At 42.0% G+C, this 1503-nt stretch carries 3 protein-coding genes; all 3 read left to right on the forward strand.

Features of this window, described 5'->3' with window-relative positions:
- Window positions 1-425: hypothetical protein (locus E8K88_RS18130; protein WP_205880129.1), on the forward strand; the 425-nt coding region annotated here is incomplete at its 5' end.
- A 7-nt stretch (window positions 426-432) separates the two neighbouring features.
- Complete coding sequence (locus tag E8K88_RS17840) at window positions 433-1047, forward strand: hypothetical protein (RefSeq protein WP_136408014.1); 615 nt, start codon at window positions 433-435, stop codon at window positions 1045-1047.
- A 197-nt stretch (window positions 1048-1244) separates the two neighbouring features.
- Window positions 1245-1503 (forward strand): hypothetical protein (locus E8K88_RS17845; protein WP_136408015.1); only part of this gene is annotated, 259 nt, incomplete at its 3' end.

A 1503-nucleotide genomic window follows, 5' to 3' on the forward strand; every position in this document is an offset into this window, starting at 1 on the left:
CGCTTTCTTGGATTGATCCTTGGGGGTGGGCGTGTAAAAGTAGTTTTAGCGGAAAGCGTGGTACTGCCAAAGCTAAACACGATTTAGAAAGAAATGGCTTTACAGTTTTAGGAGAAGAAGTCACTATGAAAGTTAATGGCTCTCGCATTCGAGCAGATATTGTTGCTAAAGATGCGCAAGGTAATATCCATGTGTTTGAGGTTAAACATGGATCAGGGGCGTTGACTAAAAATCAAACAAACGCTGGTGTTTACAATATGGGGAGTCCTTCGAATACGACTCAAGGGATTGGCGGCGGGACGATTAGACCATCTCAAGGAAGTAACGACCAATTCACAATGGCAACTGGCAATCCCTCTAAGACCGTTAACATCGGAGGACGTGGGTCAGTACATGACGCAACGTTCCATGTTCTTAAATATTGATGTGATTATGACAAAAGAAGCAAAAAAGAATTTTGATGAAGCACTTGCGGGAATTCTTAAAAATGGAATTCGTGCTACACAGCAAATCAAGGCGAATAAGAAATCCTTGAAATTAAAATCTAATGAATATCAAGAAACTTTTGGTGAAATAAGTTTTGATTATTTGTCATCGCAAAAGTCATACTATTTTTCAATTGCATGTGTTTCTGGTGAGTTTTCTGATTTTTTGTCTAAAATCGCTCCACCATATCAATCTAATCGACCTCCTGACTTGGGGCACGATTTTTCAATGAATACATTGATGGAGGATCGAGGTGTATTTTCGAGATCCAATGGAAAAATTAATCTACTGGATGTAACTAATTTGAATGAGATGATGCTGCATATTGAGAGCTGTCTTAATGATTATTATATTCCAAAGGTGGAGAATTTCCTCACTTTTTCATCTTCTTTGATAGAGGATGTTGCTAAAAATCCGGATTTTTACAGCTATCCAATACCTTTAATAGTATTTGTAATGAAAAAAAATTCTATTAAATTTAAGGAATTGCAAACTCCTATGAATAAAAAATTATTTAAGAATTCATTATTCGATAAATCGTTGCTTGAATCCCAGTTTTAGGGATACTTTGCAAAAACCTCGTTGCTGGAATGAGTGCAGTATCAGGATTAGCTGCGAGGCGTCTTTTTCGTCCATAGCCGTTGCTATGGACGAAAAAGACAACGAAACAGATCGCCTGAGATCGTGCTCAGATCACAACAGAGCGTTTTGCAGAGCATCCCTAGAACAGCTGCGGCTAGCGTAACATCAAGCAAGACATGTTTGGCACAACAGTCTTGATCTGGAAAGGCATGCGCCTGATCGAAGAGCGCCGGGGCAGCCAAATCACCAGCTACGTCCCACTGGCCCGCCTGGACGCCAGCGGTGATGCGACCGAGCAAGGTGGCCTGGGCACCCAGGCAGATCCCGCTGAAGTAGCACCATCCGCACAGCAACTGGAGAATGAAGCAAGGATTGCCGAGGCACTCAAAGGCTTAGAACCCACACCGCACAGTGGGGCAGGCATTGCAGCCAATG

The sequence above is a fragment of the Lampropedia aestuarii genome, from assembly GCF_004803635.1.
GTDB classification, from domain to species: domain Bacteria; phylum Pseudomonadota; class Gammaproteobacteria; order Burkholderiales; family Burkholderiaceae_C; genus Lampropedia; species Lampropedia aestuarii.